20 protein-coding genes are annotated in these 25,899 nt (G+C 73.3%); 13 read left to right on the top strand and 7 right to left on the bottom strand.

Going from position 1 to position 25,899, the window contains the following annotated elements:
• Positions 1-38: 38 nt before the first annotated feature.
• Both recD2 and ABD385_RS15665 read left to right on the top strand, forming a co-directional pair.
• Entirely contained in the window at positions 39-2,255 is a 2,217-nt protein-coding gene (gene recD2 / locus ABD385_RS15670; RefSeq protein WP_344575988.1) for an SF1B family DNA helicase RecD2, read from the top strand.
• 177 nt (positions 2,256-2,432) lie between these two features.
• Positions 2,433-3,722, top strand: a complete 1,290-nt coding sequence (locus tag ABD385_RS15665) for a citrate synthase (protein WP_344575984.1) — start codon at positions 2,433-2,435, stop codon at positions 3,720-3,722.
• 710 nt (positions 3,723-4,432) lie between these two features.
• Here ABD385_RS15665 and ABD385_RS15660 read toward each other — a convergent pair.
• Positions 4,433-4,720 carry a heavy-metal-associated domain-containing protein gene (locus ABD385_RS15660; RefSeq protein ID WP_344575981.1) on the bottom strand — a complete coding sequence of 96 codons (288 nt, stop codon included), beginning with the start codon at positions 4,718-4,720 and terminating at the stop codon, positions 4,433-4,435.
• 255 nt (positions 4,721-4,975) lie between these two features.
• On the opposite strand from ABD385_RS15660, the gene ABD385_RS15655 reads away from it, so the two are divergent.
• Entirely contained in the window at positions 4,976-5,629 is a 654-nt protein-coding gene (locus tag ABD385_RS15655; protein ID WP_344575979.1) for a DedA family protein, read from the top strand.
• 30 nt (positions 5,630-5,659) lie between these two features.
• Positions 5,660-6,211, top strand: a complete 552-nt coding sequence (locus ABD385_RS15650) for a GNAT family N-acetyltransferase (RefSeq protein WP_344575976.1) — start codon at positions 5,660-5,662, stop codon at positions 6,209-6,211.
• A gap of 68 nt (positions 6,212-6,279) precedes the next feature.
• On the opposite strand, the gene ABD385_RS15645 is transcribed toward ABD385_RS15650, so the two are convergent.
• The 5 genes from ABD385_RS15645 to ABD385_RS15625 form a co-directional block, all read right to left on the bottom strand.
• Positions 6,280-7,314: a Gfo/Idh/MocA family protein gene (locus ABD385_RS15645; RefSeq protein WP_344575973.1), complete on the bottom strand. Its 1,035-nt coding sequence runs from the start codon at positions 7,312-7,314 to the stop codon at positions 6,280-6,282.
• Between the two features lie 174 nt (positions 7,315-7,488).
• Entirely contained in the window at positions 7,489-7,683 is a 195-nt protein-coding gene (locus tag ABD385_RS15640; protein WP_344575971.1) for a helix-turn-helix transcriptional regulator, read from the bottom strand.
• A 227-nt stretch (positions 7,684-7,910) separates the two neighbouring features.
• Positions 7,911-9,422, bottom strand: a complete 1,512-nt coding sequence (locus ABD385_RS15635) for a sugar porter family MFS transporter (RefSeq protein WP_344575968.1) — start codon at positions 9,420-9,422, stop codon at positions 7,911-7,913.
• Between the two features lie 210 nt (positions 9,423-9,632).
• Positions 9,633-10,634, bottom strand: coding sequence for a Gfo/Idh/MocA family protein (locus ABD385_RS15630; protein WP_344576149.1), 1,002 nt, complete (start codon positions 10,632-10,634; stop codon positions 9,633-9,635).
• A 245-nt stretch (positions 10,635-10,879) separates the two neighbouring features.
• The gene (locus ABD385_RS15625; protein ID WP_344575966.1) at positions 10,880-11,800 is read right to left on the bottom strand and encodes a sugar phosphate isomerase/epimerase family protein; all 921 of its coding nucleotides are present in this window, start codon (positions 11,798-11,800) and stop codon (positions 10,880-10,882) included.
• Between the two features lie 374 nt (positions 11,801-12,174).
• On the opposite strand from ABD385_RS15625, the gene iolC reads away from it, so the two are divergent.
• The 9 genes from iolC to ABD385_RS15580 all read left to right on the top strand — a co-directional run bounded on the left by iolC (position 12,175) and on the right by ABD385_RS15580 (position 24,610).
• Positions 12,175-13,167, top strand: coding sequence for a 5-dehydro-2-deoxygluconokinase (gene iolC, locus ABD385_RS15620; protein WP_344575964.1), 993 nt, complete (start codon positions 12,175-12,177; stop codon positions 13,165-13,167).
• Between the two features lie 66 nt (positions 13,168-13,233).
• A complete protein-coding gene (locus ABD385_RS15615) occupies positions 13,234-14,121 on the top strand; it encodes a Cgl0159 family (beta/alpha)8-fold protein (protein WP_344575961.1) in 888 nt (295 codons plus the stop codon).
• A 92-nt stretch (positions 14,122-14,213) separates the two neighbouring features.
• Positions 14,214-15,212, top strand: a complete 999-nt coding sequence (gene iolB, locus ABD385_RS15610; RefSeq protein WP_344575959.1) for a 5-deoxy-glucuronate isomerase — start codon at positions 14,214-14,216, stop codon at positions 15,210-15,212.
• Positions 15,209-17,200, top strand: coding sequence for a 3D-(3,5/4)-trihydroxycyclohexane-1,2-dione acylhydrolase (decyclizing) (gene iolD / locus ABD385_RS15605; protein WP_344575956.1), 1,992 nt, complete (start codon positions 15,209-15,211; stop codon positions 17,198-17,200). The genes iolB and iolD overlap by 4 nt, the downstream gene beginning before the upstream one ends.
• Positions 17,201-17,236: 36 nt before the next feature.
• Positions 17,237-18,730, top strand: coding sequence for a CoA-acylating methylmalonate-semialdehyde dehydrogenase (locus ABD385_RS15600; RefSeq protein ID WP_344575953.1), 1,494 nt, complete (start codon positions 17,237-17,239; stop codon positions 18,728-18,730).
• A 250-nt stretch (positions 18,731-18,980) separates the two neighbouring features.
• Positions 18,981-20,126, top strand: a complete 1,146-nt coding sequence (locus ABD385_RS15595; RefSeq protein ID WP_344575952.1) for a hypothetical protein — start codon at positions 18,981-18,983, stop codon at positions 20,124-20,126.
• A gap of 246 nt (positions 20,127-20,372) precedes the next feature.
• Entirely contained in the window at positions 20,373-23,177 is a 2,805-nt protein-coding gene (locus ABD385_RS15590) for an alpha/beta fold hydrolase (protein ID WP_344575949.1), read from the top strand.
• A complete protein-coding gene (locus ABD385_RS15585) occupies positions 23,174-24,034 on the top strand; it encodes an ABC transporter permease (RefSeq protein ID WP_344575947.1) in 861 nt (286 codons plus the stop codon). Before ABD385_RS15590 ends, ABD385_RS15585 begins: the two co-directional genes overlap by 4 nt.
• 129 nt (positions 24,035-24,163) lie before the next feature.
• Positions 24,164-24,610 (top strand): hypothetical protein, encoded by a 447-nt coding sequence (locus tag ABD385_RS15580; RefSeq protein WP_344575944.1) that lies wholly within the window; start codon positions 24,164-24,166, stop codon positions 24,608-24,610.
• 70 nt (positions 24,611-24,680) lie between these two features.
• Here ABD385_RS15580 and ABD385_RS15575 read toward each other — a convergent pair whose 3' ends face one another.
• Positions 24,681-25,697 (bottom strand): alpha/beta hydrolase, encoded by a 1,017-nt coding sequence (locus ABD385_RS15575; RefSeq protein WP_344575942.1) that lies wholly within the window; start codon positions 25,695-25,697, stop codon positions 24,681-24,683.
• Positions 25,698-25,899: the final 202 nt, after the last annotated feature.

Genomic DNA, 25,899 nt, shown 5'->3' with positions numbered 1-25,899 from the left:
CCCGCACCGCTGTCGGCCCCCGGCGGTACCGTCGGGGCATGGTCAACGCAGCGGTGGTGGAAGGGGTCCTGGAGCGGATCACGTACGCCAACGAGGAGAACGGCTACACGGTCGCCCGGGTCGACACCGGCCGTGGTTCCAACGACCTGCTGACCGTCGTCGGCGCACTGCTCGGCGCGCAGCCGGGGGAGTCGCTCCGGATGGAGGGTCGCTGGGGCTCCCATCCCCAGTACGGCAAGCAGTTCACGGTGGAGAACTACACCACCGTCCTGCCGGCCACGGTCCAGGGCATCCGCCGCTACCTGGGCTCGGGCCTGATCAAGGGCATCGGCCCCCGGATCGCCGACCGCATCACCGAGCACTTCGGCATCGACACCCTCGACGTGATCGAGCAGGAGCCCGGGCGGCTGATCGAGGTGCCCGGCCTGGGGCCCAAGCGGACCAAGCTGATCGGCGCCGCGTGGGAGGAGCAGAAGGCGATCAAGGAGGTGATGGTCTTCCTCCAGGGCGTCGGCGTGTCCACCTCCATCGCCGTGCGGATCTACAAGAAGTACGGCGACGCCTCGATCTCCGTGGTGAAGAACCAGCCCTACCGCCTGGCCGCCGACGTGTGGGGCATCGGCTTCCTGACCGCCGACCGGATCGCCCAGGCGGTGGGCATCCCGCACGACAGCCCGGACCGGGTCAAGTCCGGCCTCCAGTACGCCCTGTCGCAGTCCACGGACCAGGGCCACTGCTTCCTGCCCGAGGAGCAACTGATCGCGGACGCGGTGAAGTTGCTCCAGGTGGACACCGGGCTGGTCATCGACTGCCTGGCCGAGCTGGCCGAGGACCCGGAGGGCGTGGTCCGCGAGAAGGTGCCCGGCCCGGAGGACGGCGCTCCGGTCACCGCGGTGTACCTGGTGCCGTTCCACCGCGCCGAGATCTCCCTGGCCGGGCGGCTGACCCGACTGCTGCGCACGGAGGACGACCGGATGCCCGTCTTCCAGGACGTGGACTGGGACAAGGCGCTGGCGTGGCTGGCCCGGCGCACCGGTACGCAGCTGGCCCCCGAGCAGCAGGCGGCGGTCCGGCTGGCGCTGACGAGCAAGGTCGCGGTGCTCACCGGCGGTCCGGGCTGCGGCAAGTCGTTCACCGTCCGCTCGGTGGTCGAGCTGGCCCGCGCCAAGCGCGCCACGGTGGTGCTGGCGGCCCCCACGGGCCGGGCCGCCAAGCGGCTGGCGGAGCTGACGGGCGCGGACGCGTCCACGGTCCACCGCCTGTTGGAGCTCAGGCCGGGCGGGGACGCCGCCTACGACGCGGACCGCCCGTTGGACGCCGATCTGGTGGTGGTCGACGAGGCGTCGATGCTCGATCTGCTGTTGGCGAACAAACTCGTCAAGGCGGTGCCGCCCGGCGCCCACCTGCTGCTGGTGGGCGACGTCGACCAGCTGCCGTCGGTGGGTGCCGGCGAGGTGCTGCGCGATCTGCTCGCCGGGGGCGGGACCGGGCCCGTCCCCGCCGTCCGGCTGACCAAGATCTTCCGCCAGGCCCAGCAGTCCGGTGTGGTCACCAACGCGCACCGCATCAATTCCGGCGTCCCGCCGCTGACCACCGGTCTGGCGGACTTCTTCCTGTTCCCTGAGGAGGACGCGGAGGAGGCCGCCCGGCTGACGGTCGACGTGGTGGCGCGCCGGATCCCCGCGAAGTTCGGCCTCGACCCGCGCCGGGACGTCCAGGTGCTGGCCCCGATGCACCGCGGCCCGGCCGGCGCAGGGTCGCTCAACGGCCTGCTCCAGCAGGCGGTCACCCCGGCCCGCCCGGACCTCCCCGAGCGCCGCTTCGGCGGCCGGGTCTTCCGCGTCGGCGACAAGGTCACCCAGATCAGGAACAACTACGAGAAGGGCCGCAACGGCGTCTTCAACGGCACCGTGGGGGTGGTCACCGGCCTCGACGTCGTCGAGCAGCGCCTGACGGTCATCACGGACGAGGACGAGGAGGTCCCGTACGACTTCGACGAACTCGACGAGCTGGCCCACGCCTATGCGGTGACGATCCACCGCTCCCAGGGGAGCGAGTACCCGGCCGTGGTGATTCCGGTCACCACCAGCGCCTGGATGATGCTCCAGCGCAATCTGCTCTACACGGCGGTGACGCGGGCGAAGCGCCTGGTGGTGCTGGTGGGGTCCCGGAGGGCCCTCGGACAGGCCGTGCGGACGGTATCCGCCGGTCGGAGGCATACGGCCCTGGATCACCGGCTCGCCGGAGTGAGGTGAGGCCGCCCCTCTTTCCCAATCGGGGCGAACGGGAGCAGGATGGACCTCGTACGCGGCACTGAGTGCCGCGATGAGGCCCTATGGCCGACCCCGAGTGCACATCCAAGGTCCAAATGGGGGAAGGTATAGGCAGTCAGGGCACCTCGAAGAAGAGGCACAACGTCGGTGAGGGATGACGTGAGCGACAACTCTGTAGTACTGCGTTACGGGGACGGCGAATACAGCTACCCGATCGTCGACAGCTCGGTCGGCGACAAGGGCTTCGACATCTCGAAGCTGCGCGCCCAGACCGGTCTGGTGACCCTGGATTCCGGTTACGGCAACACCGCGGCGTACAAGTCCGCGGTCACCTATCTCGACGGCGAGAAGGGCATCCTTCGATACCGCGGTTACCCGATCGAGCAGCTCGCGGAGCGCAGCACGTTCGTGGAGACCGCCTACCTCCTGATCAACGGTGAGCTGCCCACCGTCGATGAGCTGGCGACCTTCAAGCAGGACATCACGTACCACACCCTGCTGCACGAGGACGTCAAGCGCTTCTACGACGGCTTCCCCCGGGACGCCCACCCGATGGCCATGCTGTCCTCCGTGGTCAGCGCGCTGTCGACGTTCTACCAGGACAGCCACAACCCGTTCGACGAGCGGCAGCGGCACATCTCCACGATCCGCCTGCTGGCCAAGCTTCCGACCATCGCGGCCTACGCCTACAAGAAGTCGGTCGGCCACCCGGTCGTCTACCCGAGCAACGACCTCGGCTACGTCGAGAACTTCCTGCGGATGACCTTCTCGGTCCCCGCCGCCGAGTACGACCTGGACCCCGTCGTGGTCAGCGCGCTCGACAAGCTGCTCATCCTGCACGCGGACCACGAGCAGAACTGTTCGACCTCCACCGTGCGCCTGGTCGGCTCCTCGCAGGCGAACCTCTTCGCCTCGATCTCGGCCGGCATCAACGCCCTCTGGGGCCCGCTGCACGGCGGCGCCAACCAGTCGGTGCTGGAGATGCTGGAGGGCATCCGGGACGCCGGCGGCGACGTCGACACCTTCATCCGCAAGGTGAAGAACAAGGAAGACGGCGTGAAGCTCATGGGCTTCGGGCACCGCGTCTACAAGAACTTCGACCCCCGGGCGCAGATCATCAAGGCGGCTGCGCACGACGTCCTCTCGGCGCTGGGCAAGGAGGACGAGCTCCTCGACATCGCCCTGAAGCTGGAAGAGCACGCGCTGGCCGACGACTACTTCGTCGAGCGCAAGCTCTACCCGAACGTCGACTTCTACACCGGCCTGATCTACCGGGCGATGGGCTTCCCGACCGAGATGTTCACCGTGCTCTTCGCGCTCGGCCGGCTGCCCGGCTGGATCGCCCAGTGGCACGAGATGATCACCGAGCCCGGTTCCCGCATCGGCCGTCCGCGGCAGGTCTACACCGGCGTCGTCGAGCGCGACTTCGTGCCCGTCCAGGAGCGCTGAACCCGGGCCTCGCGTAACGGCTGGGCCGACACCAGCCGTTGCACACCGGTGATCGATAATCGCGCAAACGCGTTTCCGCGCCCTCGCGGGCCGTGCCGGTCGCGCGCCGGCGGCTTCGCGGTGTGCGGGCAAGAGAAAGCGCCCCGCCTCCGGATCCCCCCACGGGTCCAGAGTGCGGGGCGCTTCCCGTGTCCCGGTGCGGATTCCCCCCACGGGATCCGTCCGGGCGTTCCGGGTTGCACCGCGCTCTGCCGGGACGCGCACATTCGGGAGGGCCGCTCAAAGCTCCCCGGGCGCGTCGCCCCGGCCAACGCGGAGCCGAACACGGTCCCCCAAAGACCCTGTACGGCTGTCGCAGTGCAAGCCCCGCCGGGGTGCCTGCACTGCCCGGTTAGACTCGCGACCCCCCTCAATGGTTACGTTCCGATGAGTGTGATCTGGGTCTCATGCCATATAGGGGCGAATCTGGTCAAGGACTTCCTTTTGCAGATCGCCACCCCGAAGTATGGGTGTTGTGCGAGTTGTAAGGGACATGTGAATTTTTGTGACCAAGCTCTGAGGTTGTGACCGTTCGTCGCTGATCGTCCCGGTCTGCGGCGATTACCGTCAGTGCCCGGTTGCGGGCGGTCCCGCCCCACGCACACGAGGCGCAGGGCGCACCCGTCGACGGCGGGTGCGCCCTGCGCCTCGTGGGGGTGCGTGCGCCGGTGTCAGGCGAGTCCGACGAGCTCGTAGCCCGCCTCGTCGACCGCCGCGCGGACCGCGGCCTCGTCCAGCGGCGCCTTCGAGGTGACGGTCACCAGGCCGGTCGCGGCGACCGCCTGCACCGCGCTCACGCCGGCGATCTCGCCGATCTCGGACGACACCGCGCCCTCGCAGTGGCCGCAGGTCATGCCCGTGACCTGGTAGGTGGTGGTCACCGCGCCGACCTCGACGGCGGTGCCGCCGCCGGGGTGGCAGGAGCCTTCGGGGGTGCAGCAGGAGCCGTTCTCGGTCATGGGTTTCTCCTCGTGGTGCCGTGTGTGCCGACATGTGCCGGTACGGGCGATGTGGCCGTTGCGCCCAGTGTGGTGGCCAAGTGGCGCGAGGGAGCGCGGTGGCGGCCGGTGTCGTCCTCCCGACTTTCGCCACTGTATACCCCCTAGGGGTATTGATCCAGCCCCGGGGACCCGTGGCCGCACGCGTTGCCGCCCGTCCCGCCGCGCGTCAGCCTGGGGATACGGACTCGGGGCGCGGATCCGAGGAGGCGGCCGATGGACGGCACACTCGCCCTCTACGGCCTGCTGGCGCTGACCACCCTGCCGCCACTGGTCCCCAACTCCGCACTCCTGGTCTCCACCGGCGTGCTCGCCTCCGAGGGGCACGTCGCGCTCCCGCCCGTCCTGGTCGTCGTCGCCGGCAGCGCCCTGCTCGGCGACGTCCTGATGTACCTGGCCGCGCGGCGGTTCGGCCGCCCCGTCCGGGCCTGGCTGCTGCGCCGCCCGAGCCGCCGGGCGGCACTCGCGTGGACGTCCCGGCGGATCCGGCGGCACGGCGTGCCCTTCGTGATCGCCGTGCGGTTCCTGCCCACCGGGCGGATCGCCGGGGCCCTGGCCTCCGGGGTGCTGCACTACCCGCTGCGCAAGTACCTGATCGGCGCGGGTCTCGCCGAGTCCCTGTGGGCCACCTACTCCGTCGGCCTCGGCTACCTGGGCAGCGCCGCCGCCGGGAACCCCTTCTACGCCGCCGCCATCGGCATCGGCGTCTCCGTCCTCGTGGCCGCCGCCGGTACCGCCGCCCAGTGGGGCGTCCGTCGCCGCGCACTGCGCGCCCGGGATGCCCGGGACGCCCGGCGACCCCCCGACGAACCTCCCCGCACGGACCGCGAGGAGGGCGGTGACCAGGCGTCATCCATCACCGCGGCGTGACTGTCAGTGGCCGTCCGTAACGTTGGGGGCATGACGACGGAACGGGAAACCGCAGCACGCGAAGCCGCCCCCGCGGTGCGGATCGCGCCGTGGACGGCAGCCGGCCGCGAGCTGCTGGAGCAGGCCAACACCCCTGAGATGACCCTCCACTTGGGCGGCCCCGAGACCGAGGAGCAGCTCGACCGGCGCCACCTCAGATACCTCGGCGGCGAGGGCCCGGGTCGGATGTACCGCATCCTGCTGCCGCGGGGCGAGGCCGTCGGCACCGTCGGCTTCTGGGAGACGCAGTGGCGCGGCGCGTTGGGGTACGAGGCGGGCTGGTGCGTGCTCTCCGCGTTCCAGGGGCGCGGCATCGCGGCGAGCGCGGTGCGGCAGGTCCTCGCGGCCGCCGCCGCGGAGGGCCGCCACCGCACCGTCCACGCCTTCCCCGCCGTGGCCAACGTCGCGTCCAACGCGGTGTGCCGCACGGCCGGCTTCACCCTCCTGGGGCCGTGCGAGATCGAGTACCCCAAGGGTCACCTCCTCCGGGCCAACGAGTGGCGGGCGACGCTGCCGGGAGCGACGGGCCAAGGCCGTGACTAGGGCGCTTCTCACGGTGGACCCCAAGGCCCCGACGACCGGCGGCCGCGCCGCCGCGACCGCGGTGCCGGTCAGGCGCCGGGCGTCGCACCACCGTCCCCGGCCGCCCGCACGTCCGCCACGGCCACCGGCCGGCCGGTCCGGCGCGAGCGGTCGCACGCCTCCGCCACGTACAGCGCCTCCAACGCCTCGGCGGGGGTGCACGGGCTGGGCGTGCGGCCCGCGGCCACCTCGGCGAAGACCCCCAGCTCGGTGACGTACGCGTCGTGGAACCGCTCCATGAACGTGGCGTACGGGGCGTCGGCCCGGCGCCAGGACAGTTCCGTCTCGGCGGACGGCATCGGTGCCCGGTCGTCCAGGCCGACGAAGCGGGCCCCCGCGGAGCCGCAGACCTCCAACCGGACGTCGTGGCCGGCGCCGTTGTAGCGGGTCGCGGTGACCGTGGCCAGGGCGTCGTCGTCGAAGCGCAGCAGCGCGGCGCAGGTGTCGACGTCGTCGCCGGCGGCGAAGAAGTCCGCGCCGCGGTTGGCGCCCTGGGCGTAGACGGAGACGACCTCGCGACCGGTCAGCCAGCGCATGGCGTCGAAGTCGTGGATGCTGCAGTCCCGGAACAGCCCGCCGGAGGTGGGGATGAAGGCGGCCGGCGGCGGCGACTGGTCGCTGGTGCAGGCGCGGAGGGTGTGCACCCAGCCCAGTTCGCCGGAGCGCAGTGCCGCCCGCGCCGCCCGGTACCCGGCGTCGAACCGTCGCTGGAAGCCGATCTGCACGGGCACCCGGCCGGCCTCGGCGCGTGCCACGACGGCGCGGGTGCCCGGCACGTCCAGTGCCACCGGCTTCTCGCAGAAGACCGGCACGCCGGCGTCCAGCGCCTGATGGATCAAGGTCGCGTGCGCGCTGGTCGCGGCGGTGATGACCACCCCGTCCAGGCCGTCCGCGTACAGCGCCGCGAGGTCGGCGGCGGCCCGTACGCCCAGGTCGCCGGCGAGTGCGGCGGCCCGCACCGGGTCCGCGTCGGCGACCACGAGGTCGGTGACGCCGGGGACGTTCTGCAAGGTCGCGGCGTGGAACGCGCCAATGCGCCCGGTGCCGATGAGACCGATCTTCACGGGGGTCCTTTCTGGGGCGGGAGGTGGTGGGGAGGTGGGAGAGGAACGGGATGACGGAGCGGGGTGACGGGGGGCGACGGCCGTCCGGGGTGCCGGCCCGTCGGGTGGGGGAGCGCCGCTCGTCCAACGGGGCCACTGCCGGGCGCGGTTCGCCGGAAGGTGGTCCCGAGGCCGTCACTGCCGCCCGCGTTGGCCCGGGCGCCGCGCCACCCAGGCTCTGACGGTGTCCGCGTACCAGTACGGTTTGCCGCCCTCCACCAGATCCGGTTCCGGCAGCAATCCGTGCTTGCGGTAGGACCGCACGGTGTCCGGCTGCACCTGGATGTGGGCGGCGATTTCCTTGTACGACCAGAGCCTTCGGTCGGTCATCTCTGCGCACCTCCTCGGTGCCGCGCGCAGGGCCGGCCCGGCGAGCCGGCGGGGGCTGCGTACGGCGGGGTGATCACTCACCCTGTGCCCGGACAACGACGGTGAGTGACCGTCGGCGAGGGGTTGTCGAAGGGCTGTGACGGAAGGCCCGCGTAACGGTGACAGTCGTGACGGGGGAGGGACGGACGTGACGCCGACGGGACGAGGTGCGCGGCGACGCGGAACCGTCAGTTGCGATCGGTGTGTTCGGGAACGGGGGTGGGCGTGGGCGTGGTCGCGTCCGCGGTGGATGCGTTCGCGGCCTTGCGGAGTTCCTGCTCCAGGTCCTCCAGTGCCAGCCCCTTGGTCTCCGGGGCGTACCGCTTGCAGAAGACCAGCGAGGCCACGCACAGTGCGCTGAACAGCCAGAACGTGACGGCGGGGCCGACCGCGTCGAGCAGCAGCGGGAAGGCCAGGGCGATCCCGAAGTTGACCAGCCACATCACGAACACCGCCGCCCCCATGGCCAGTCCGCGCACCTTCAGCGGGAACATCTCGGCGAGCAGCAGCCAGACGCCCGTGTTGAGGGTCGCTTGCATGAAGCCCATGTACAGGACCATCAGGCCGAGGACGAGGAAGCTGACGGCGGTGGAGTGCGGCAGGTGGAACGCGGCCCCCAGCAGCGCCAGCGACACCGTCATCCCGGAGAGCCCCCACAGGAGCATCGGGCGGCGGCCCACCCGGTCGATCAGGGACATGCCGATCGCGGTGGCGAGGACAGAGACGGCGCCGATCGCGATGGTGGCGGTGATCGCCGCGTCGGTTCCCAGACCGGTCGTCGCCAGGATCTTGGGGGCGAAGTAGATGACCGCGTTGACCCCGGTGATCTGCTGGACGGCCGCCAGCCCGATGCCGATCAGCAGCAGCCGCCGCACCCAGGGGCGTTGCAGTTCGCGCCAGCCGCCGCGTCGGGCGTCGGCCGCCATGTCGTGGGCCTGCTCGATGCGGGTGAGTTCCGCCGGGACGTCGTCGGCGGCCAGCGTGCGGCGCAGCACCGCGCCGGCCTCGTCCCGCCGCCCCCGGCTGACGTACCAGCGCGGCGTGTCGGGCAGGAAGAGGACGCCGAGGAACAGCGCCACCGCGGGCAGCGCGGCCAGTCCCAGCATCCAGCGCCACGCCTCCCAATGGGCCAGCACGGCGTTGACGAGGTACGCCAGCAGCTGACCGCTGACGATCATCAGGGAGTTGAACGAGACCAGCCGGCCGCGGACGTGCGGGGGCGCGATCTCGGAGAGGTAGAGCGGGGTGATGACGGAGGCGCTGCCGACGGCGAGGCCCAGCACGAAGCGCGCGAGGGCCATGAACGGCACGGTGGGCGCCAGGGCGACCGCCACCGCTCCGCCGGTGAACACCGCGCCGGCCCACAGCAGCGAGTTGCGCCGCCCCAGCGCGTCGGCCATCCGGCCACCGGCCAGCGAGCCGAAGGCGGCGCCGATCAGGAGGGCGCTGGTGACGACGCCTTCGCCGAGGGAGGTGAGGCCGAAGTGCGCCGTCATGAAGGGGAGCGCGCCCGAGACCACCCCGGTGTCGTAGCCGAACAGTGCGCCGCCGAGCGCCGCGATGGCGGCGATGGCGACGATGAACCGCCGGGCGGTGCGGGCGGGCGTCCGCGGCGGGGGCGGCGGCGGGACGGGCGGCTCGGGGGAGCTGCCCCCGACCGCCGGCCTGTGGGGCGGGCGGGGACCGTGCGCGGTACGCATGGTGCGGCCTTTCGGTGGCGTGCGGGCTCGGGGGAGTGAGGGTGGGGGAGGGGCGGCTCGGTGCCCAGGAAAATCGATAAGTCGACCGTGATGGCGGACGTGTGTCACCTGGCGTGCGGAGTCGGACGGCGGGTGCGGGCCGCGGGCTGGAGCGCGCCGCCGGCTGGCGGGGCCGCCCGGCGGGGGCGGCCCCTCGGCGGGCCGGGCCCGTCAGCCGTAGAGGTCCGGGCGCTCGATCAGTTCGACCGGGACGCGTTCGCCGCTGGCCTGGGCCAGGACGCCCGCCTCGCACACCACGGCCGCCGCGTAGCCGTCCCAGCAGCTCGGGCCCTCGACCTCGCCGCGGCGGGTGGCGTCCACCCAGTGCTGCACCTGCCGGTCGTACGCGTCCTCGAAGCGCTCCACGAAGCCGGGGGGGATGGTGCCGCCCCACTGGCCGGCGGCGTTGACGAAGACCCCGTGGTCGTCGCCGATCCGGGCGGTGCCGCCCTCGCAGACCGCCTCGCAGCTGACCTGGTAGCCGAAGCCGCAGTTGACGAAGAGTTCGGTGTCGACGACCTGGCCCGCCGAGGTCTCGAAGAGGATCAGCTGCGGGTCGCTCAGCCCCTCCGGCGCGTTGCCGGTCGGGGCCGGGCGCAGCACCCGCACCGCGGTGATCTCCTCGTCGAGCAGCCAGCGCGTCACGTCGATCTCGTGCACCACCGAGTCGTTGATCATCATCGCGTTGGTGAAGCCGGGTGGCGTGTCGGCGTTGCGGTGCTTGTGGTGCAGCATCAGCGGACGGCCGTGAGTCCCCTTCGTGAGCAGGGACTTCAGGGTGCGGTAGCCGGCGTCGTAGCGGCGCATGAAGCCCACCTGGACGCGGCGGTGGCCCAGCTTCTGCTCGGCCTCCAGGACCCGCAGCGCGGACGCCGCGTCCGGGGTCAGCGGCTTCTCGCACAGCACCGGCAGGTCGCGGGCGAAGGCGTCCAGCAGCGCCGCCTCGTGCGCCGGCCCCGGCGACGCGATCAGGACGGCGTCCACGCCGGGGTCGTCCATGGCGGCGGCCGGATCCGTGTAGGCGGTGGCCCCGCCGACGTCCCTGGCCAGCCGCGCCGCCCGGTCGGCGTCGAGGTCGGCCACCGCCGCCACCCTGGCCCCGCTGATCACGTCGTGGAGGCGCCGCACGTGGTCGGCGCCCATGCGTCCGGTCCCGATGACCGCGACGCCCAACGTGCCCGGGCGGCCCTCCACCCCGTGCGCGCCCCGCGCCGCTGCTGCTTCCGGTGCGTGTCCCACCGTGCTCCTCCCGTCCACCGTGCCCGTCTCGCGCGTCGTGCCCATGCCGTCCCTCGTCTCGCCCATGTCGTCCCTCACGCCGTTCCTCTCGCACCTCGTCGTCCCCGGTGCGCGCGCCGTTCCTCCGCGCGCACCCCGTCCGCCTACGGGCCGCGGCCGGCCGTACTGCCGAGGATCACTCACGCCCCGCAGGACCGCAGGAAGCGGCGCGTCCGCTGGGCGATCGGGAACGGCCGGTCGGGCGGGCACGGGTACATGTCCTGCTCGACGATGGCGAACAGGTCGACGTCCAGCTCCTGGGCGGCCTCCAGGACGGGCGACAGCGCCGGGACGCCCAACGGCGGCTCGCACATCACGCCCTGTTGGACGGCCGGGCCGAACGGGGTGCCCTTGGCGACGACGTCGGCGAGGACGTCCGGGTCCACCTGCTTGAGGTGGAGGTACCCGATCCGTTCGCCGTAGGTGCGGATGAGCTTGACGCTGTCGCCGCCGCAGTAGGCGTAGTGGCCGGTGTCCAGACACAGGTTGACCAGGTCGGAGTCGGTGACGTCGAGGAAGCGGGCGACGTGCTCCTCGGTGTCGAGGTGGGTGTCGGCGTGCGGGTGGACGACGATGTCCAGCCCGAACTCGTCGCGGACCCGCTTGCCGAGGCGCTCCATGCCGGTGGTCAGGTGCTTCCACTGCTCGACGGTCAGCTCGGGCGGCTCGATGATCTCGGCGGTCTTGTCGTCCCGCCAGAAGGACGGGATGACGACGAGGTGCCCGGCGCCCATCGCCCGGGTGAGGGTGGCGACTTCGCGGACGTGCGTCCAGGTCGCGTCCCATACGGACGGGCCGTGGTGCAGCGAGGTGAAGACGGTGCCGGCGGAGACCTTCAGGTCGCGGCGGTCGGTCTCCGCGCGCAGCGCCGCGGGGTCGGTGGGCAGGTAGCCGTACGGGCCGAGTTCGATCCAGGCGTAGCCGGCTTCGGCGACCTCGTCCAGGAAGCGCTGCCAGGGGACTTGTCGTGCGTCGTCGGGGAACCAGACGCCCCAGGAGTCGGGGGCGGAACCGATGCGGAGGCGGTCCAGGACGGGCGAGGCGGCACGGGGTGCGGACATGCTGCGGCTCTCCTCTCGCCGGTCGGCGGTGACCGGGAGGCGCTGGGGTCGGTTGTGGGGCACAGCCTCTCTGTCGCCCTGGGGAGTGTCAAGACTTCGTCCTGACATAAGGACTTAAGGACTTGGAGGGGCGGGGGTGGCGGGGGTGCCGGGCGGGTGCGGGGCCGGATGGCCGAGGAGGAACGGTTGACGTCTTAATGTAAGGACAAAGTGTTGACAGGGTTTGTGGCGGGCGGTTAGACCTTTGTTCGGAGCGGGAGCCGGCGGGGAGAGCCGGCTCCGATCGACCGATCCGCCGTCGACCGCCCCGCGCTCCCGGCTCCGCCGGGGCAGGGGCCGGCACCGTCGCGCCGGGTGACCCGAAGGGGCCTGCAATGACCGAGCCGTACGACCTGATCACCATGGGGCGCATCGGGGTGGACCTCTACCCGTTGCAGACGGGCGTGCCGCTCGCCCAGGTGGAGACGTTCGGGAAGTTCCTCGGCGGCTCGGCCGCCAACGTCGCGGTGGCCGCCGCCCGGCTGGGCCGCCGCACCGCCGTCATCAGCCGCACCGGACGCGACCCGTTCGGGGACTACCTCCACCAGGCGCTCTCCGACTTCGGCGTCGACGACCGTTGGGTGACCCCGGTGGCGGACCTCCCCACGCCGGTCACGTTCTGCGAGATCTTCCCGCCGGACGACTTCCCGCTGTACTTCTACCGCCGCCCCAAGGCCCCGGACCTCGCCATCCGGCCCGAGGAGCTGGACCTGGCGGCCGTCGCCGCGGCCCGGATCTTCTGGATCACCGGCACCGGACTGTGCGAGGAGCCGAGCCGCGCCGCCACCCTGGCCGCACTGGAGGCGCGGGACCGCCGGGGCACCACCGTCTTCGACCTGGACTGGCGGCCGATGTTCTGGGGCGGCGAGGGCGGCGCCTCCGGGGCCGGCGGGGTCACCGGCGCGGCCGCGAGGGCCGCCGCCCGGCCGTACTACGAGGCGGCGTTGCGGCACGCCACGGTCGCGGTCGGCAACGTCGACGAGGCGGAGGTCGCCACCGGCCTGCGGGAACCGAAGGCGTGCGCCGAGGCGCTGCTCGACCGGGGCGTGGAACTGGCCGTCATCAAGCAGGGCCCTAAGGGGGTGCTCGCCGTCCATCGGGACGGGCGCTGCGCCGAGGTGCCGCCCACCCCGGTCGAGGTGGTCAACGGGCTCGGTGCCGGGGACGCGTTCGGCGGCTCGCTGTGCCACGGGCTGCTGGCCGGACGGGAGTTGGAGCCGATGATGCGCCACGCCAATGCCGCCGGGGCGATCGTCGCCTCCCGCCTCGCCTGCTCGTCCGCGATGCCGACGGCCGCGGAGGTCGAGGAGTTCCTCGCGGCACGGTGAGCGGGTCCGCCCCTCCCGGTCGCCCGCCCCGCCCCCATTCGCGTCCTCAAGAAGGTGAGTTGAGCCTTGTCCCCACGGATCAGTGACCTCCCCGCGCTACGGGCCCGGCATCCCGGAGCCGTCGCGGAGGCCGCCGCCCGCCGCACCCGTCGCCCCCTGCTCGGCGACAGCGGCCGGCTGATGATCGTCGCCGCCGACCACCCGGCCCGGGGCGCGCTCGCCGTCGGCGACCGCCGCATGGCCATGGCCAACCGCCTGGACCTGCTCGAACGGCTGGTGCTGGCGCTGTCCCGGCCCGGTGTCGACGGGGTGCTGGCCACCGCCGACATCCTGGAGGACCTGCTGCTGCTCGGCGCCCTCGAAGGCAAGGTCGTCATGGGCTCCATGAACCGCGGCGGGATCGCCGGCGCCGCCTTCGAGATGGACGACCGGTTCACCGGCCACCGGCCCCAGGACATCGCCCGGCTCCGCTTCGACGCCGGCAAGCTGCTGCTGCGGATCGACTACGACGATCCCGGTTCGCTGGCCACCCTGGAGGCCACCGCCCGCGCCATCGACGCGATGGCGGAACGCCAACTGCCCACGTTCGTCGAACCGTTCCTCTCCCGGCGGGTGGACGGCGCGGTCCGCAACGACCTCAGCCCCGACGCGGTCACCCGCTCCGTCGCCATCGCCTCCGGCCTCGGCGGCACCTCCGCCTACACCTGGCTGAAGCTCCCGGTCACCGACGACCCCGACGCGATGGCCCGCGTCTGCGAGACCTCCACCCTGCCCGTCGTCCTCCTCGGCGGCGACGTCGGCGGGACGGCGCGGGGACAGGAGGCCGCCTACGAGAAGTGGCGCAAGGCGCTCCGGCTGCCGACCGTGCACGGCCTGGTCGTCGGCCGTTCGCTGCTCTACCCGGCGGACGGCGACGTGGCGGGCGCGGTCGACACGGCGGTGGGGCTGCTCTAGAGCCGGGCGACGCCGTCGCGGCGGGCGGCCCGCGCCGGGCGCCGCACCGCCGGAGAACTTCACTGTCAGTGGCGAGTAGGAGACTTGCAGTCATGAGCGCCGAGTTCGCAGACACCCAGCCGGCCCGCGGGCACGACACGCCGCACGGGCCCGACACCCCCCACGGCGGGCGCGCCGAGCCCCCCGCCGCACCCTCCTTCCACCTCCCGGCGGGCCGCGCCGCCGCGGGGGCGTACGCCCTCGACGTCGTGCCGGAGACGGCCGGCTGGGGCTACTCCGCGTTGCGGATCCTCGAACTCCCGCCGGGCGGTGTCCACTCCTTCGCCACCGGCGACAGCGAGTGGATCGTGCTGCCGCTCGCCGGCGGCTGCACGGTCCGGGCGGACGGCCCCGACGGCGGGACGTTCGAACTGGCCGGGCGGGAGAGCGTGTTCCACGGCGTGACGGACTTCGCCTACGTGCCGCGGGACGCAGGGGTCAGGATCGCCAGCCCGGCCGGCGGCCGGTTCGCGCTCACCGGGGCCCGCTGCACCCGCCGGCTGCCCGCCCGCCACGGCGCCGCGTCCGACGTGCCCGTGGAACTGCGCGGCTCCGGCACCTGCTCGCGGCAGGTCAACAACTTCGCCGCGGCCGGCGCGTTCGACTGCGACCGGCTGATCGCGGTGGAGGTGCTCACCCCCGGCGGCAACTGGTCGTCGTACCCGCCGCACAAGCACGACGAGTGCCGCCCCGGCGAGGAGTCCGCGCTCGAAGAGATCTACTACTTCGAGATCGCGGCCGCCCACGGGACGGCGGGCCTGGGCTACCAGCGGGTGACGCCCTCCGGACACGGGCGCGGCACCGACCTCCTCGCCGAGGTCCGCACGGGCGACGCGGTGCTCATCCCGGACGGCTGGCACGGCCCGTCCATCGCCGCCCCCGGGCACGACATGTACTACCTCAACGTCATGGCGGGGCCGGGCGCGACGCGCGAGTGGCTGATCTGCGACCACCCCGACCACGGCTGGATCCGCACGACCTGGCCGCAGCAGCCGGTCGACCCCCGACTCCCTCTGTACACCGCACCGGCACCGGCAGGAGACCCGCGATGACCGCGCCGACCAACGACCCGACCAGCGCTTCGACCCCTCCCCGGGCGAGCGACGCGCCGGACCGGTCGGCGACCGGCCCGGCCGGCACCCGCCGGCTGACCGTCGCGCAGGCCCTGGTGGAGTTCCTCGCCCACCAGTACACCGAGCGGGACGGCCGTCGGCACCGCCTGATCACCGCCTGCTGGGGCATCTTCGGACACGGCAACGTCGCCGGCATCGGGCAGGCGCTGCTGGAGTCCGGCAGCGCGGCGTCCCCGGAGGCGACCGACGCACCCCCGAAGCTCCCGTACCTCCAGGGCCGCAACGAACAGGCCATGGTGCACGCCGCGGTGGGCTACGCCCGGCAGTGCGACCGGCTCTCCGCGCAGGCCGTCACCACCTCCATCGGCCCCGGCGCCACCAACCTCGTCACCGGAGCCGCGCTCGCCACCGTCAACCGCCTCCCGGTGCTGCTGCTGCCCGGCGACGTGTTCGCCACCCGGCCCGCCGACCCGGTGCTCCAGCAGCTCGAAGTGCCGTCCGCGGGCGACGTGTCGGTCAACGACGCGCTGCGCCCGGTCTCCCGCTACTTCGACCGGATCACCCGCCCGGAAGCGCTGGTCCCGGCGGCCCTCCAGGCGATGCGGGTGCTCGCCGACCCGGTCGAGACCGGCGCCGTCACCCTCGCGCTGCCCCAGGACGTGCAGGCCGAGGCGTACGACTGGCCGGTGGAGTTCTTCGCCGACCGGGTGTGGCGGGTGCCCCGGCCCGCGCCCGACGCCGACGCCCTGGCGGAGGCGGTGCGGGCACTGCGCGCGGCCCGCCGGCCGCTGCTCGTCGTCGGCGGCGGCGTCCACCACAGCGAGGCCGAGGAGGCGCTGCGGGACCTCGTCGACGCCACCGGCATCCCGGTCGCCTCCACCCAGGCCGGCAAGGGATCGCTGCGCCACGACCACCCCGCGGACGTCGGCGGCATCGGCCACACCGGCACCGCCACCGCCGACGCACTGGCCCGGCGGGCCGACGTCGTGATCGGCGTCGGCACCCGCTACACCGACTTCACCACCGCCTCCGCCACCCTCTTCGCCGAACCCCGGGTCCGCTTCGTCAACCTCAACGTCGCCGCGTTCGACTCCCACAAGCTCGGCGCCCTCGCCCTGGTCGCCGACGCCCGGGCCGGACTCGACGCGCTCCGCGAGGCCCTCACCGGCCACCGGGTGGACGCCGCCTACGAGGCGGAGTACGCCGCGGCCAAGGCCGACTGGGAGCGCCGGGTGGACGCCGCGTTCGCGGCCCCCGACCCCGCCGCGCAGCCCTCGCAGACCCAGGTCCTCGGGGCGCTCGACGCGGTCGTCGACGCATCCGACATCATCGTCAACGCGGCCGGCTCCCTCCCCGGTGACCTGCACAAACTCTGGCGCGCCCGGTCCCGCAGGCAGTACCACCTCGAATACGGCTACTCCTGCATGGGCTACGAGATCCCGGCCGCGATCGGAGTCCGGATGGCCGCTCCGGACCGGCCGGTGTGGGCGCTCGTCGGTGACGGTACATACCTGATGAACCCCACCGAAATCGTCACCGCCGTCCAGGAGGGCATCACCTTCACCCTCGTCCTCGTCCAGAACCACGGCTACGCCTCCATCGGCGGCCTCTCCGAGCAGACCGGCGGCGAGCGCTTCGGCACCGACTACCGCTTCCGCGCCCCGGACGGCACGTACACCGGCGCGCCGCTGCCCGTCGACCTCGCCGCCAACGCCGCCTCCCTGGGCATGCGGGTGCTGCGCGCCACGACCGTCGCCGAACTGCGCACCGCCCTCGTCGAGGCCCGCGGCGCAAAAACGCCCACATGTGTCTACGTGGAGACCAAAACGACTGACACTGTGCCGGGCGCACCGCCCGCGCAAGCCTGGTGGGATGTACCCGTTGCCGAGACCGCGACGCGTCCGGCGGCGGTCGCCGCCCGCACGGCGTACGACGAGCACGCCGCCGCACGCCGCCGCCACCTCTGACATCCGCTCCGCCGCACCGTACGAAAGGCCCCTCGCATGAAGACCATCAACCACTGGATCGGCGGCAAGCCCGTCGAGGGCGTTTCGGGCAACTTCGGGCCGGTCTACAACCCGGCCACCGGCGCCCAGGAGAAGCAGGTCGCCTTCGCCTCGGTCGACGAGGCCGACGCCGCGGTCCGCGCCGCCAAGGAGGCGTACCGCGGCTGGGGCACCAGCTCGCTGGCCAAGCGCACCTCGGTGCTGTTCAAGTACCGCGAGCTGGTGGACGCGCACCGCGACGAGCTGGCCCGGCTGATCACCGCCGAGCACGGCAAGGTGCACTCCGACGCGCTGGGCGAGGTCGCCCGCGGTCTGGAGATCGTCGAGCTGGCCTGCGGCATCACGGAGAAGCTCAAGGGCGAGCTGTCCACCCAGGTCTCCACGCGGGTGGACGTGGCCGCGATCCGCCAGTCGCTGGGCGTGGTCGCCGGCATCACGCCGTTCAACTTCCCCGCGATGGTCCCGATGTGGATGTTCCCGCTCGCCATCGCCTGCGGCAACACCTTCATCCTCAAGCCGAGCGAGAAGGTGCCCAGCGCCGCGTACAAGCTCGCCGAGCTGGCCGCCGAGGCGGGCCTGCCCGACGGCGTGCTGAACGTCGTCAACGGCGACAAGGTGGCCGTCGACGCCCTGCTGGGGCACCCGGACGTCGCCGCCGTTTCCTTCGTGGGCTCCACCCCCATCGCCCGGTACATCCACACCACCGGCACCGCCAACGGCAAGCGCGTCCAGGCGCTGGGCGGCGCCAAGAACCACATGCTGGTCCTCCCGGACGCCGACCTCGACCTGGCCGCCGACTCCGCGATCAACGCCGCGTACGGCTCGGCCGGCGAGCGCTGCATGGCGATCTCCGTGGTCGTCGCCGTCGGCGACACCGCCGACCCGCTGATCGGCAAGATCAAGGAGCGCGCCGACCGGCTGTGCATCGGCCCCGGCGACGACCCGGCGTCCGAGATGGGCCCGCTGATCACCAAGGCCCACCGCGACAAGGTCGCCTCCTACGTCACCGGCGCCGCCGCCCAGGGCGCCGACGTCGTCATCGACGGCACCGGCTACACCGTCGAGGGCTACGAGGACGGCCACTGGATGGGCGTCTCGCTGCTCGACAACGTCACGCCCGAGATGGACGCCTACCGCGACGAGATCTTCGGCCCGGTGCTCTCGGTCGTCCGCGTCGAGACCTACGAGCAGGCCATCGAGCTGATGAACTCCTCGCCGTGGGGCAACGGCACCGCGATCTTCACCCGGGACGGCGGCGCGGCCCGCCGCTTCCAGCTGGAGGTCGAGGCCGGCATGGTCGGCGTGAACGTGCCGATCCCGGTCCCGGTGGGCTACCACTCCTTCGGCGGCTGGAAGGACTCGCTCTTCGGCGACCACCACATCTACGGCAACGACGGCGTGCACTTCTACACCCGCGGCAAGGTCGTCACCACCCGCTGGCCCGACCCGTCCGACGGCGGCATCAACCTGGGCTTCCCGAGCAACCACTGACCAAAGTCCGCCCCCGGCCGACGGCCGCGCCCCCCTCACGGGCGCTGCCGTCCGGACTCCCTGCCGGTCCCCCGCCGGCAGGGAGTCCGCACGTCCGCCACCCCCGGTGCCGGACGCCGTTCGCCCGCCGCTGCGGACGGTGGGCGAACGGCCCGTGGTCCGGGGCGTACCCCGCGTTCGGGCATTGCTACGGTGCTCCTCGCGCTGCGGGACACCACCGCCGCGCGGCACCGACACAACGGGGGACCACATGGCACAAGGCACCGCGCTGGCCAAGGGCGCGCGGATCACTGCGGGCGTTCTCTGCCTGCTGTTCTTCTTCTGGACGGCGTACTGGCTCGCCGTCGACCTGGGCGCGTTCGGCCTCGCCGGCGTCTGGGACAGCTGGACCGGCAGCCGCGGGCCGGGCACCAACCAGGTCACCGACCCGGTCCAGCTCGGCTTCTGCCTGCTGCAACTGACCGCCGCCGGCGCGGCGTTCGCGGGCCGCCGCTCGGCCGGCGGGCTGCTGGCCGTCGCCACCACCGTCACCTTCGCCACCGCACTGCAGGCCCTGATCAGCGTCGGCAACCACACCAGCGACGACCGCTGGTTCCGCCACGCCGAGACCGGCACCGCCACCTTCGACGGGGTCTTCCTCAGCAGCCTGCCGCTGTTCCTGCTGACCCTGGTCGCCGGCGTGGTGCTGCTGGCCGGGATGCGGTCCTGGCCGCGCCAGGCCCCCAGCGAACCGCCCGCCCGCCCGGGCAAGGCCGCCGGCGTGCTCGGCGGCCTGGTGCTCGGCGCGATGGCCCTGGGCTACGTCGTCTACCAGCTCTACCTGCTGGTGCAGTTGCAGCACGGCATGGACGCCCTCACCCTGCTCTATCTGGGCAAGGGCGCGCTGTCCTCGCTGCTGGCGCTCGCCCCCGGCTGGTACGCGGTGGTGTTCCTGCTGCTGACCGCGATCGCCGGGATCACCTGCCTGGCCCGCGGCTGCGCGGCCCGCGGCCTCGCCCTGGGCCTGGCCGTCGCGCTGCTGCCCAACGCCGTGCTGACCGTCGTCTCGTTCCTCAACACCGGCGCGTTCGTGGAGATGACCAAGGCGACGCCGGGCCTCAGCGTGATCATCTGCGCCCAGCTGGCGCTCGACCTGCTCGGCTCGCTGACGCTGGTCGCGCTGATGCTCCGCGGCGAGCCGGTCGCGCCCGCCTGGCAGCCGCCGGCACCGGCGCCGGCCTTCGCCGTCCCCGGCTTCGTCCCGGGCCCCATGGCCCCGCCGCCGGCCGGTTGGCAGCAGCCCGGCCCGCCGCCCATGCCCCCGGTCGGCGGCCCCCCGATGCCGCCCGGCGTCCCGCCCGTGCCGCCCGGCGCGCCGCATTCCCCGCCGGGCGGGTTCGGCCCGCCGCAGTACTGACACGAGGAACGCAGCGAGGACGGCGGTCACCGGCCCGAGGGCCGGTGACCGCCGTCCTTTCGCCCGTGCGCACCCACGCGGCCGGTTGACGTGCCCTCAGGCCCGGCGGCGGGGCGCCGGACGCCCGGCCGCCCCCGGCCTACCGCGGACGCGGTACGGCCCCGGCCGGGACTACTCCCCCGGGAGGGCGCCCGGTTCCGCCCCCGGGACGGGCCGCCCGCCCGGACCGCTCCCTAGGATTCAGCCATGGACCTCCGACTGCGCGGGCGCAGGCTCTACGCCACCCTGGGCGCGCTGACCCTACTGATAGGGGGCGGCACTTGGGCGGCCGCCGCCTCGGACGCCCCGCCCGCCGTGCACCGCGAGGACCACGTCCTGACGATGCCCGAGACGCCCGGCGCGGCCCGGACGGTGCGGATCGACACCTCCTTCTTCACCGCGGGCGGTGCCGCCGGCCGGCGCCCCGCGGTCCTCCTCGGCCACGGCTTCGGCGGCAGCAAGGCCGACGTCCGCCCCGAGGCCGAACAGTTGGCCCGGGACGGCTACGCGGTGCTGACCTGGTCGGCGCGCGGCTTCGGCAAGTCCACCGGCACGATCGGGCTGAACGACCCGGACGGCGAGGTCGCCGACGTCAGCCGCCTGATCGACTGGCTCGCCAAGCGCCCCGAGGTGCGGCTCGACAAGCCCGGCGACCCGCGCGTGGGCATCGCCGGCGCCTCGTACGGCGGCGCCGTCGCACTGCTGGCCGCCGGCCACGACGCGCGGGTCGACGCCATCGCCCCGCAGATCACCTACTGGAACCTCGCCGACGCCCTGTTCCCCAACGGGGTGTTCAAGAAGCTGTGGGCCGGGATCTTCTTCACCACCGGCTCGGCCGCCCCCACCGGCGACCCGACCGCCGCACCCACCCCGTCCAGCCCCGCCGCCCCGCCCGCCGCGCCCGACTCCGCCAACCCCTCCGGCCCCGCCGGCGCGTCCGCGTCCGCCGGCGGCTGCGGACGGTTCGCGCCCGCCCTCTGCGCGATGTACCAGCGGGTCGCGGTCAGCGGGAAGCCGGACGCCGCGGCCCGCCACCTGCTGGCGGCCCGCAGCCCGTCCGCCGTCGCCGACCGCATCAAGGTGCCCGCGCTGCTGATGCAGGGCCAGACCGACTCGCTGTTCCCCCTCGACCAGGCCGACGCCGCGGCCCGTGCGCTGCGCCGCAACGGCGCCCCCGTCGCCGTCGACTGGATCGCCGGCGGACACGACGGCGGCGACCGCGAGACCGCCCGCCTCACCGCCCGCACCACGGCCTGGTTCGACCGCTACCTCAAGGGCGACCGGCACGCCGCCACCGGGCCCGCGTTCCGGGTCAGCCGCACCGGGGGAGTGGACTCCACCGCCGGCACCGTTCGGCTGCGCGGCGCCAGCGCCGAGAAGTACCCCGGCCTGGACCACGACCCGCGCCCGATCCCGCTGACGGGGCGGGAGCAGCGCTTCGCCAACCCCGCCGGCGCCGCCCCGCCGGCGATCTCCGCGGTGCCCGGCGCCGGCGCCCTCGGCAACCTCTCCGCCCTCGGCGCCGGCGGCCTCTCCCTCGACTTCCCGGGCCAGTACGCGCACTTCGACTCCGCACCGCTGCGCGGCTCCGTCCACCTCACCGGCAGCCCCACCACCACGGTGCGGATCCGGTCCAGCTCCCCGGACGCGGTGTTCTTCGCCAAGCTCTACGACGTCGCGCCGGACGGCCGCCGCCAACTGCTGCCGTCCCAACTGGTCACGCCGTACCGCGTCGAAGGAGCCGGGGACGGCCGCACCGTCCGGCTCCGCCTGCCCGTCGTCGACCACGACTTCGCCGCCGGCCACCGGCTGCGCCTGGTCCTGGCCGCCACCGACCTGGCCTACGCCACCCCGGTCGAGCCCGCCACCTACACCGTCTCCCTGGCCGGCGCCCCGGCCGCCGGTCGCACCGCCGCGGCCACCGGCACCCTGGAGGTGCCCACCGCGCCCGAGGTGCGCAGCGCCGCCGCCCCGCTGCCGGCCTGGACCTGGGCGCTGCCCGCGGTCGCCGCGGTCGCCGCCGCGCTGCTGCTGCTCACCGCCCGCCGCCGGACCGCGGCGCCCGCCCCCGACCCGGCCCTGGCCGACGTCCCGCTCCAGATCACCGACCTGACCAAGCGCTACGCCAAGTCCACCGACCGGTACGCCGTCCGCGACCTGACCTTCCGGGTCGAACGCGGCCAGGTGCTGGGGCTGTTGGGCCCCAACGGCGCCGGCAAGACGACCACCCTGCGGATGCTGATGGGCCTGATCCGGCCGGACGGCGGGGAGGTGCGGGTGTTCGGCCAGGCGATCCGGCCGGGCGCGCCGGTGCTGTCCCGGGTCGGCGCGTTCGTCGAGGGCGCCGGCTTCCTGCCGCACCTGTCCGGCCGGGCCAACCTCGACCTGTACTGGCAGGCGACCGGCCGCCCCGCCGCCGACGCGCACGCGACGGAGGCCCTGGAGATCGCCGGCCTGGGCGACGCCCTGGAGCGCGCGGTGCGCACCTACTCCCAGGGCATGCGGCAGCGCCTGGCCCTCGCCCAGGCCATGCTGGGCCTGCCGGACCTGCTCATCCTCGACGAGCCGACCAACGGCCTGGACCCGCCGCAGATCCGCGAGATGCGCGAGGTGATGATCCGCTACGCCGCGGCCGGACGCACCGTCATCGTCTCCAGCCACCTGCTGTCCGAGGTCGAGCAGAGCTGCACCCACCTGGTCGTCATGGACCGCGGCCGGCTCGTCCAGGCCGGCCCGGTCGGCGACGTCGTGGGCGCGGGCGACACCGTGCTGATCGACGTCGGCGACGCGGCGCCGCTGCCCGACGCCGTCGTGGAGAAGGTCGCCGCGCTGTCCGTCGTGGACTTCGCGGCCCGCGCCGACGAGGGCCTGCTGGTCCGCCTCGCCGCGCCCGACGGCACCCCGCACCTGCTGGCCGACCTCGTCCGGATGGACGTTCCGGTGCACCGCGTCGGCCCGCACCGCCGCCTGGAGGACGCCTTCCTCACCCTGATCCAAGGAGACGGACGATGACCGCGACCACCCCGGCGGCGGCGCCCGGCTACCGCGCCCGGCGCACCCTGCCGCTGCGCGTCGAGGCCCGTCGCCAACTCCGGCGCCGCCGCACCCTGGTGATCGGCGCGATCCTGGCGCTGCTGCCGTTCGTCCTCGTCGCGGCGTTCGCGATCGGCGGCGACCCCGGCACCCGTTCGACGGGCCGGATCAGCCTGATGACGACCGCCACCGCCTCCGGCGCCAACTTCGCCGCCACCGCACTGTTCGTCTCCGCCGGCTTCCTGCTGGTGGTGCCGGTGGCGCTGTTCTGCGGCGACACCGTCGCCTCGGAGGCGAGCTGGTCCTCGCTGCGCTACCTGCTGGCCGCCCCGGTGCCCCGGGCCCGACTGCTGCTGAGCAAGCTCACCGTGGGGCTGGCCTCCAGCGCCGCCGCGATGGTGCTGCTGCCGGTGGTCGCGTTGGCGGTGGGCACCGCCGCGTACGGCTGGGGGCCGCTGCAACTGCCCACCGGGGGCGCGCTCGCCCCGGGCGACGCGGTGCTGCGGCTGGCCGTGGTGACCGGTTACGTCTTCGTCAGCCAACTGGTCACCGCCGCGCTGGCGTTCTGGCTGTCCACCGTGACCGACGCGCCGCTGGGCGCGGTCGGCGGCGCCGTCGGACTGACCATCGTCGGCAACGTCCTCGACCAGGTCACCGCGCTCGGCGACTGGCGCGCGGTGCTGCCCGCCCACTGGCAGTACTCCTGGGCGGACGCCCTCCAGCCCCAACTGGAGTGGACCGGGATGCTCCAGGGCGCCTCGGTCTCGGTGTCCTACGCGCTGGTGCTCACCGCACTGGCCTTCCGCGGCTTCGCCCGCAAGGACGTGGTGTCGTAGCCGGCCGGCCCCCGGGCCCGGCCGCCCGGCCACGAACACCTGTCCCCTTTGCCCGACCCGCCCCGGAACGCAACCTTCCGCCGGATGTGCGGGTCTAGGCAGTCACACGCCCGAAGGTGAGGACCTGCCATGTCCCGTACCGCACCGCATCCCACCCGCGCCACGACCGCCGTCGCCGCCTGCGCCGCGGCCCTCGCCCTGACCCTGGCCGCCACCGGCCCGGCCGCCGCCACGGTCCGCAGCGACCCCAACGGCCGCCACACCGCCGCCGAGGTCCACCGCTTCCTGACCGGCTTCTACGGCCACCACGGCCCCACCCGCCACCAGCGCGACCACCAGGTCTCCGCCTACCTCAAGGACCGCGCCGCCCACACCGACGGCTACGACCTGCTGCTCTGCGCCCAGAACGCCCCGCGGTCGATCACCGTCGGCAAGGTCACCACGGCCCAGTCGGCGGGCGTCGGCTGGGCCACCGTCACCACCCACTGGGACGGCGGCACCCGCCGTTCCTTCACCGCCTACGTCGGCCTGGACTCCCGTCCGATCACCCTCCAGGACGTCGACTGCGCGCCGTGACCCGGCGCACGACGAGGGCGGCCGCCGCGGACCGGTGTCCGCCGCGACCGCCCTTCGGGTCGTGCCGTTCTCAGCCGGTCGGCCCCTGCATGTGGGCGCTGACCCACTGCATCGTGCCCATGCCCAGGCCCTGGACGTAGGTGGCGCCGCTGTGCGTGCCGTCCGGCACGACCTGCAACCGGGTCTTCACCGGCCCGCGGCTGTACTGCGCGATGAACTTCCGCACCTTGGGCAGCACGGTGTTCTCCTTGGAGCCGTCCTGGAAGGCCAGGTAGACGTCCGGCCCACCGCGGGCGATCAGCTGGTGCGCCAGCACCTCGGGGTTGTTCGCCCGCATCGCCGACAGGTGTCCGCGCCACAGCGGGGAGTCCGGCACGATGTCCGGCCCGTTGGGGATCGCCACCTTGAAGTCCTTCGGGTTCTGCAACACGTTCTTCAGTGCCGAGAAGCCGCCCGACGAGGAGCCCATGATGCACCAGGCGTTGCGGGTCTTCAGGGTGCGGAAGTTCTCCCGGACGAGGTCGGGGACGTCCTTGCTCAGCCACGTACCGATCTTCGGCTGACCGGGGATGTCACTGCCGTCGTAGTACTGCTTGTCGTTGGGGTTGAGCACCGGCATCACCACGATGAAGGGCAGGCTCTTGCCCTCCTTCGACCAGGTGGCGAGGCTCTCCTCCAACTTGAGGTCGGAACCGATCCAGTAGTTCACCGGGTAGCCGTAGGCGCCGGGCAGCGCCTCCATGACCGGGAAGCCCTTGTTCGCGTTCTTCTTCTCGTAGTACTCCGGCGGCGCCCAGACCCACACCTTCCCGGTGAAGCCCGACTTCTTCCCGTGGTAGGTGGTCAGGGCTATGGGAGTGTTCCCGCCGGCCCCGCCGACCTTGCTGGTCTCCTGGAAGCTGATGGGGTGGGTGGGCATCTGCACCAGCGAGTTCTTGCTGGCCGGCGCGGTCTGCATGGCGGCACCCGTCCGGGGGCCACTGAACCGTACGGGGGTGGCCTGGTCGCTCGTGCCGCAGCCGGCCGTGGTTCCGAGTACGGTCAGGGCGATCACGGCGATCACCGGTTTGAAAAGGGATTTGCGCACGGGACCTTCTCCTTGGCGGACCGGCCGGGAGTTGTCCCGACCGGCCAGCAAGAGGGGGCCGGGCGGGGACAGGTTTCCCTACCGCGGTGTCTGCTTCCTCGCACCGCCCCGACCCGAAACCCGCAACCCCGCTCTGACCTGTGGTGTTTACGCTCAACGGAGACCCGGTTTACCGTGATTTTCCCGGTGCGGGCGCACCGCT

The organism is Streptomyces lunalinharesii (assembly GCF_039532155.1).
Taxonomy (GTDB): domain Bacteria; phylum Actinomycetota; class Actinomycetes; order Streptomycetales; family Streptomycetaceae; genus Streptomyces; species Streptomyces lunalinharesii.
Note: the sequence above shows the minus strand (reverse complement) of the source record. Positions and strands in the feature narration are given on the sequence as shown.

What these genes read in the sequence shown, in the direction of transcription:
- recD2 (WP_344575988.1), top strand. Translation starts at nt 39, where the DNA reads ATGGTCAACGCAGCGGTGGTGGAAGGGGTCCTGGAGCGGATCACGTAC.
- ABD385_RS15660 (WP_344575981.1), bottom strand. Translation starts at nt 4,720, where the DNA reads ATGACCGAGAACGGCTCCTGCTGCACCCCCGAAGGCTCCTGCCACCCC.
- ABD385_RS15655 (WP_344575979.1), top strand. Translation starts at nt 4,976, where the DNA reads ATGGACGGCACACTCGCCCTCTACGGCCTGCTGGCGCTGACCACCCTG.
- ABD385_RS15650 (WP_344575976.1), top strand. Translation starts at nt 5,660, where the DNA reads ATGACGACGGAACGGGAAACCGCAGCACGCGAAGCCGCCCCCGCGGTG.
- ABD385_RS15640 (WP_344575971.1), bottom strand. Translation starts at nt 7,683, where the DNA reads ATGACCGACCGAAGGCTCTGGTCGTACAAGGAAATCGCCGCCCACATC.
- ABD385_RS15635 (WP_344575968.1), bottom strand. Translation starts at nt 9,422, where the DNA reads ATGCGTACCGCGCACGGTCCCCGCCCGCCCCACAGGCCGGCGGTCGGG.
- ABD385_RS15625 (WP_344575966.1), bottom strand. Translation starts at nt 11,800, where the DNA reads ATGTCCGCACCCCGTGCCGCCTCGCCCGTCCTGGACCGCCTCCGCATC.
- iolC (WP_344575964.1), top strand. Translation starts at nt 12,175, where the DNA reads ATGACCGAGCCGTACGACCTGATCACCATGGGGCGCATCGGGGTGGAC.
- iolB (WP_344575959.1), top strand. Translation starts at nt 14,214, where the DNA reads ATGAGCGCCGAGTTCGCAGACACCCAGCCGGCCCGCGGGCACGACACG.
- iolD (WP_344575956.1), top strand. Translation starts at nt 15,209, where the DNA reads ATGACCGCGCCGACCAACGACCCGACCAGCGCTTCGACCCCTCCCCGG.
- ABD385_RS15600 (WP_344575953.1), top strand. Translation starts at nt 17,237, where the DNA reads ATGAAGACCATCAACCACTGGATCGGCGGCAAGCCCGTCGAGGGCGTT.
- ABD385_RS15595 (WP_344575952.1), top strand. Translation starts at nt 18,981, where the DNA reads ATGGCACAAGGCACCGCGCTGGCCAAGGGCGCGCGGATCACTGCGGGC.
- ABD385_RS15590 (WP_344575949.1), top strand. Translation starts at nt 20,373, where the DNA reads ATGGACCTCCGACTGCGCGGGCGCAGGCTCTACGCCACCCTGGGCGCG.
- ABD385_RS15585 (WP_344575947.1), top strand. Translation starts at nt 23,174, where the DNA reads ATGACCGCGACCACCCCGGCGGCGGCGCCCGGCTACCGCGCCCGGCGC.
- ABD385_RS15580 (WP_344575944.1), top strand. Translation starts at nt 24,164, where the DNA reads ATGTCCCGTACCGCACCGCATCCCACCCGCGCCACGACCGCCGTCGCC.